We start from the raw sequence: 6536 nt of genomic DNA on the forward strand, positions 1-6536 counted from the left end.
CACCCCCGGGTCCAGGAAGCCGCCCACCCCGCCCTGCACGTTCGCGTGGCCGCGCAGCGTGCGCTTCGCGGGGGGCGCGGCCACGACGGCCTCCTCCTCAGCCGTCACCTCACCCGTGTCGGGCTCGGCGGCCTCCGCCTGGGCCTCCTCGGGCTCCGGCGCGTCGGCGGGCGCGGCCTCCCGTCCAGGCGCCGCCACAAAGAGGTCCTCCGAGGCCGCCAGGGCGCGCTCATCCAGTTCGAGGAACGCCCGCGTGGGCCGCCGCGCGAAGCCGCGCCCCGGCCGCACCACCCGGGCCCGCCCCAGCACCTCGTGCTTGCCGTTCTTCAACGGCCCCAGCACGTCCAGCTCCACGCCCGGGAGGAAGCCCCGCCCGAGGACCCGGTCGACATAGTTGCGCCCGTTCGCGCTGCGAATCGGGAACACCTTCGCCGGCGTGGCGTAGATGACGGCGGGCTCGACGGGGGCCGCCGGCTTCTTCGCCGGCGTCTTCACCGACGCGGGGCGCGGCGTCCGCGCCGGCTCCGGAGTAGCGTGCTCCGCGCGCACCGAGGACGGCGCGGCCTCTGCCTCGGGAGCGCCCGGCCCCCCCGCGGCCACCACCGCCGCACCGGCGTCAGCGCCCGTGCCCGCGTCGGACAGGGGCGCCGCTTCCGGAGCCGCCTCCTGCCGCGCGGCGGCGACGGGCGTCTCCACCGCCGTGTCCGAAGCCGGGGGCGGCGCGACCTGCCCTGAAGCGTCGGCCACCGGCCCGGTGGCGACTGGCGCCACACCCGACGACTGGACGAACAGCGCGGTGACGGCGGAGGTGGCAATCACCAGCAACACGACGATGGCGGCATAGAGCCCCACCGGCCGCTTCCGGGACGCGCGTTCCTCCAGCGCCGCCCCGGACGCGACGGTGGACGCGACGACCGGCTGGGACGCGGCGGGCGCTCCGTCCGAAGCCACCAGCACGCTGGGCGACGGCTCGGAAGGCCGCCGCACCGTGGTGGCCCCCGTGCCCAGGTCATCCTCGCCGTCCGCGTAGACGGCGCCGGGACGGGCCACGCCCCCCGAGCCGTGGCCGGGCTGCGCCGCCGGGCCGCGCATCAGCGTGGGCTCGAAGCCCGGGGCCGGCTGCGGCCCGGTGCCATAACCGGAACCGGGCGCGGGGGTGCGGCGGTGGTTGGGGGACGAAGACACCTTGGAGATGAGCTTGCGCTGGGCGTCGAACGCCTCCGGGCACAGCGCGCGCACGAAGTGGCCCACCTCCTCGGCGCCCATCGCGGCGCCCGAGCGCACCAGCTCCATGTTGAGCGCGCGCGCCAGCTCGTCCGACCGCAGGTAGCGGTCATCCGGGCGGGCCGCCAGCGCGCGGCGCACGACGGCGTCCAGCGCGGCGTCCACGTCTGGCCGCAGCTCGCTCAGCGACGGCACCACCGGCTGCGACATGGCCGCCATCATCTCGCCCACCGTCCCGTGGGGGATGAGCGAGCGGCCGGCCAGCATCTCCCACACCACGACGCCACACGAATAGATGTCGCTGCGGTGGTCCAGGGGCTCGGCGCGCACCTGCTCGGGGGACATGTACCCCAGCTTCCCCATCACCGTGGCCGGCAGCGTGTACTTGCTGCGCGCCGCGGACTTGGCGAGGCCGAAGTCGATGACCTTCACCTCGCCCTCGTAGGAGACCATGACGTTGTGCGGGGACACGTCGCGGTGGACGATGCCCAGCGGCGAGCCGTCCGGCCCCGCCTTGCGGTGCGCGTAGCCCAGCCCCTCCGCGATGCGCTGGCCGAGGAACAACGCCACCGGCACTGGCACCGGCACCCCCTGCGAGCGCGCCTGCTCCAGCAGGTAGGCCAGGTCCACGCCGGCCACGTACTCCAGCGCCATGAAGTACGTGCCGTCCGCTTCGCCCATGTCGTAGACCTGGGCGATGGACGAGTGCACCAGGTGCACCAGCACCTTGGCCTCGTGGTGGAACCGGTCCAGGAACTGACGGTCCTTCAGCAGCGCCGGCAGAATCGTCTTCACGATGCACGGCTTCTCGAAGCCGGCCGCGCCGCTGATTTTCGCCAGGAACACCTCCCCCATGCCGCCCTGGCCCAGGGGGTGGACGAGCTCATAGCGCCCAAGGAAGCGGGAGGACTCTGTAGGGACGGTACTCATGGCGTCTGGCGGCAGCGAAGCATCCGGAAGCGGACGGAATCAAGCAGCGGGCGACTTCCTTCCCACAGACACCGCCAGGGCCTTGGACGGAAACTCGCCCTCCGACAGTGCGCCCGCCGCGTACCCGTCGGGCGGAGTGGGTGCGCAGGTGCGCGGCGAGCGCCGGGTGCGGGCGTGAAGGCACCCCCGACGCGGGGCGCCATTCCGCCGCTCAACACACGCGATGTGAACCGCCGCACCTCGGGCAAGGGGGCGCCCCCCAGTCCGTTGCCACGCTTTCGCGAAGTGCGCTCCCTGGGGGATGCGCGCCCGGCGCCTCGGCCGGGTGCCGTTCGAGAAGGAGCGGCTCATGAAGCGGTGGGGACTCATGGGGCTGTTGGCGCTCGCGGCATGTGGGCCGGACGACGCCTCCGACAAGGGCGCCCAGAGCCAGGTGTGCCCCAACATCATCGCGGGCTCCCTGTCCGAACCCGTGGAGACACGCCGCGTCCGGGCCCCCCTGACGGACGACGACGGCCGGCAGCGGGTCATCGTCCGCTATCGGAATCAGGGGGTGATGGCCACCGCCCGCGTGCAGCAGGTGGGCGGACAGGTGACAGCCACCTTCCGCTCCACGCCCGCGGTGGCGGCGCGCATGTCCCTCCAGGAGCAGCGGGCGCTCCTGGCCGAGGACCCCATGGTGGAGCGCATCGAGCTGGACCAGGAGTGGCGCGCCCTGGCCCCCGCCACCGCGCCAGCCCGCGCCCTCCTGGGCTCGGCGGCGCGGGGCGCCACGCCGCGCGAGTTCACCCCCGGCCTGCGCAAGGTCCAGGCGCACGAGGTGTGGGACCTGGATGGGGACGGACTGCCGGACCCGGGCCGGCCCACGGGCGCGGGCGTGCGGCTGTGTGTCATCGACAGCGGCTTGGACCTGGAGCACCCGGAGCTGCGCGACGCGGTGGTCGCCGGCCGCGACCTGCTGGAGGACGATGACGACCCCTCCGACTTCAGCGGCGGCCACGGCTGGGGCACCGGCCACGGCACACACGTGGCGGGCATCATCGCGGCGCGGCCAGGCCACGGCGGACGCGGCTCCCCCCAATTGGAGGACACCGGGGTGATGGGCGTGGCGCCGGGCGTGGAGCTGGTCATCGCCCGGGTGCTGGACCTCCACGGCCGCACGCACATGAGCTTCGTCCTGGCGGCGGTGGAGTACTGCGCGGAGCAGGGCGCCAGGGTCATCTCCCTGTCGCTGGGCGGCGGCGTGCCCTCCAAGACGACGTTCGAGGTCTTCGAGGCGGCCCATGCCCAGGGCATCCTGGTGGTGGCCGCGGCGGGCAACAGCAACGCCCAGCGGGTGGACTATCCCGCGTCGGACCCGCATGTGCTGGCGGTGGGCGCGGTGAACGCCCTGGACCAGCGGGCCACCTTCTCCTCCGGCGGAAGCCAGCTGGCGCTGGTGGCCCCGGGCGTGGACGTGCTGTCCACCTTCCCGCGCGGGCAGGGCGCGTTCTCCACGGTGGACGTGCGGGACACGCAGCCGCTGTCGCGCTCGCTGCTGTATGCCCCCATCGAGAACAAGTGGGGCAAGCTGGTGGACTGCGGCGGCGGCGAGTCGCTGGACTCATGCAAGGGCAGCACGTGCAGTGGCTTCGTCGCGTACGTGCGGCACGGCGAGGTGCCCACCGACATGGCCATGGTCAACGTGATGAAGCAGGGCGCGCGCGCCGTCATCTTCGGCAACTCGCGCTGGGAGAGCGGCGTGGACATCCTCGCCATGCCGCGGCGCGGACAGTGGGTGCCCGCCGTCACCATCACCCAGGCGGGTGGCACCGTGCTGCACCGGATGATGGGGGAGCTGGCCCGCATCAGCATGAGCCCGGCGGACTACTCCTATATGTCCGGCACCTCCATGGCCACGCCCTACGTGAGCGGCGTGGCCGCGCTGCTCTTCAGCGCCCGTCCCTCCGCCACGCCGGACCAGGTGAAGCACGCCCTGCTGGCCTCGGCGAAGGACCTGGGCCCTGCTGGCCCTGACGAGGACTTCGGCCACGGGCTGGTGCAGGCCCGGCACGCGCTGGAGGTCCTCACCCAGCTGCCCTGAGGGGTGGGAAGGACAGCCGCACCAGGTGCCCCCCGGCCCGCGTGCGCCTGATTGCCAGGCCCTCCCGCGCGGACCACGTTGCCTTCCGGACGCGAACCAAGGAGTCCGTCATGAAGGCACTCGTACGTGGCGCGCTGTGCGCGGCGGCGCTCTGGGGCACAGCCGCGCTGGCCCAGGCGGAGACGGTGGAGCGCGGCGACGGCGGGCGGAAGCGGGCCGACACCGGCATCTACGCCCAGCTGGGCGGCGGCCTGGAGGGCTACACGGGCCAGCTCGCCCCGGCAGTCACGCCGGGCTTCTCCTATGGCGCCGCGCTGGGCTACCGGCCACACGGCCTCTTCGCCGTCGAGCTGGGCTACAGCGGCGGCTTGAGCGACATCGACAGCCGCATGGGGCTGCTCGACGACGGAGAAGGCGGACCGGACATCGTCCGCAACGCCGGGCAGGTCGTCGTGGTGGGCAGCTTCACCAACACCCGGCTGCAGCCCTACGTCCTGACGGGCATCGGCCTGGACCGCTACAACGTCCGCAACGACGCCCGAGGCGCCATCCGCGGCTTCTCCGACGACACCAGCGGCTACGTGCCCGCCGGCGCGGGCCTGCGCTACCAGGTGGGCAACCTCATCACCGCCGACGCCCGGGTGAACTACAACTTCCTGTTCGACCAGGACTTCGCCCCGGGCGGCGGCCAGGCTCCCGGCGCGCTGGATGGCCGCTACGCGGCGATGCTCTCACTGGGCGGAACCTACTGACGGTGCCAGCGGGAGCGTCCGGGGACTCCGCCCCTCGGGCGCCCCGCCCCTGGCGTGGCCTCGGTAGGGCCGGTCGACATGCAGGCGCGCGGCGGCCCACGTCCCCTGGAGCCAGGCGGGGAGCTGCTGCTCCAGCTTCTCCTGACGGTCCGTCCCCACGCCCAGCCCCGTCCACGAAGGCGTGCGCCCCTGCTTTTGTACCGACATGGTGTCGTCTCCTCTCCCTGTGCCCCTTCACCGTGGGGGGGCGCGAGCGCGCTGACAGCAGACCGCGCGGCGGAGACAGGGCCGCCCGTCACGTGGGAAGAACCTCCGCGCGCCAAAATCAGACATGCCCGAAATCTGGACTTACGCGTCCGTCCTTGGGAACTGAGCGGGCGCCAAACGCGTCAAGCGTTTGTGTTTGATTCGACCAATGACTCCAACTGATGGGGCGTCACGCGGCGTGCTCCGCGGGAAGCACCAGGAGTCCCAAACCACCTGGAATTCCAGGGGAGCTCATCAAGTCCAGGCCCCGCGAAGAATACGAAAGGTGGCTGGAATGAATTCCCATCGCAATTGTCTTGGGCGCGCATCGTAGACCGCTTGCACGGCGGCCTTGCCGTCATCTCAACCATCAAGAATTGAGGATTTCATGTATCGCATTGCCGTAGCCGCCCTGGTCCTTGCCGCTTCCGGTTGCGCCACCATGGGAGGTGCCGGTGGCCGTGAGGGCAACGCCACCATCGCCGGCGTCATCCGCCTGCCGGAGAGCGGGCTGCGTGCCGACGACGCCTGCGGGCAGCTCCAGGTCATCGTGGCCTTGCCGGACGCGCCCACCACCGGGCTGGGCCGGGCGATGGTGAAGGCGAGCCGCGGCAACCGCTGCTCCTTCACCGTGTCGGGCGTGCCCAGCGACACCGAGCTCCAGGTCGGGCTCGCGGTGGGCGGCGGCCTGAAGTGCGAGACGGGCGCCACGCCGACCATCACCCCGGAGCCTTCCGCGGTGAAGGTGAGCGACTACGGCACCGCCACGCGCGACTTCTCCCTGAGCTGCGGCGCCTGAGGGCCTGAAGCACGCCGGTGACGCCGCCCGTCCAGCCCTCCCCAGGGGGCAGGCGCGGCGGCGTCACGCCATCAGCACGAACTCGTCCAGCAGGCAAGGGGCCCTTGTGGATTGATTCGCGTCGACGGGGACGCGAAGCTTCCCGGGTCCTTCGCAGAAAGACGAGTTGGGTAATGAATTTGTATCGCTGGCGCGCCGTGACGCTCACCCTGGCCCTGGGTGGGTCGGGCATGGCGTGTGATTCCGAAGAGCCGTTCCCCAACCTCGACGAGCTGGACCAGCTCCGCAGCCTGCACAGCCTGGGGCGGCAGCCCCCGAAGGACAGCACCAACCGGATGGACGGGGTCGCGCGCGCCGAGGCGCTGGGCGACATGCTGTTCCACGACGGCGGCCTGTCGCGCTGCGGCACGGTGTCCTGCGCGAGCTGCCACGGCGGCGAGGGCCTGACTGTGTCCACCGCCAAGGCGGAGGGCTGCGACGGGCACCTGTCCCAGCGCAACCC

At 72.4% G+C, this 6536-nt stretch carries 6 protein-coding genes; 4 read left to right on the top strand and 2 right to left on the bottom strand.

The annotated features are described in order from the left end of the window. Positions 1 to 2154: serine/threonine-protein kinase (locus tag G4D87_RS31100; protein WP_163786326.1), on the bottom strand; the 2154-nt coding region annotated here is incomplete at its 3' end. 349 nt (positions 2155 to 2503) lie between these two features. Here G4D87_RS31100 and G4D87_RS31105 point away from each other — a divergent pair. Further along, positions 2504 to 4237: a S8 family serine peptidase gene (locus tag G4D87_RS31105; protein WP_240358746.1), complete on the top strand. Its 1734-nt coding sequence runs from the start codon at positions 2504 to 2506 to the stop codon at positions 4235 to 4237. A gap of 110 nt (positions 4238 to 4347) precedes the next feature. After that, positions 4348 to 4989: an outer membrane beta-barrel protein gene (locus G4D87_RS31110; RefSeq protein ID WP_240358747.1), complete on the top strand. Its 642-nt coding sequence runs from the start codon at positions 4348 to 4350 to the stop codon at positions 4987 to 4989. Here G4D87_RS31110 and G4D87_RS31115 read toward each other — a convergent pair. Continuing rightward, positions 4969 to 5196, bottom strand: a complete 228-nt coding sequence (locus G4D87_RS31115; RefSeq protein WP_163786325.1) for a hypothetical protein — start codon at positions 5194 to 5196, stop codon at positions 4969 to 4971. The genes G4D87_RS31110 and G4D87_RS31115 overlap by 21 nt on opposite strands. 481 nt (positions 5197 to 5677) lie before the next feature. Between G4D87_RS31115 and G4D87_RS31120 the strand changes: the two genes are divergently transcribed. After that, positions 5678 to 6034, top strand: coding sequence for a hypothetical protein (locus G4D87_RS31120; RefSeq protein WP_240358748.1), 357 nt, complete (start codon positions 5678 to 5680; stop codon positions 6032 to 6034). A gap of 173 nt (positions 6035 to 6207) precedes the next feature. Next, a partial coding sequence (locus tag G4D87_RS31125; protein ID WP_275902312.1) for a cytochrome c peroxidase occupies positions 6208 to 6536 on the top strand: 329 nt, incomplete at its 3' end.

This window comes from Myxococcus vastator (assembly GCF_010894475.1).
GTDB lineage: Bacteria > Myxococcota > Myxococcia > Myxococcales > Myxococcaceae > Myxococcus > Myxococcus vastator.

Bases quoted from the DNA above. Each gene is read 5' to 3' on its own strand.
- G4D87_RS31105 (WP_240358746.1), top strand. From the start codon at position 2,504: ATGAAGCGGTGGGGACTCATGGGGCTGTTGGCGCTCGCGGCATGTGGG.
- G4D87_RS31110 (WP_240358747.1), top strand. From the start codon at position 4,348: ATGAAGGCACTCGTACGTGGCGCGCTGTGCGCGGCGGCGCTCTGGGGC.
- G4D87_RS31115 (WP_163786325.1), bottom strand. From the start codon at position 5,196: ATGTCGGTACAAAAGCAGGGGCGCACGCCTTCGTGGACGGGGCTGGGC.
- G4D87_RS31120 (WP_240358748.1), top strand. From the start codon at position 5,678: ATGGGAGGTGCCGGTGGCCGTGAGGGCAACGCCACCATCGCCGGCGTC.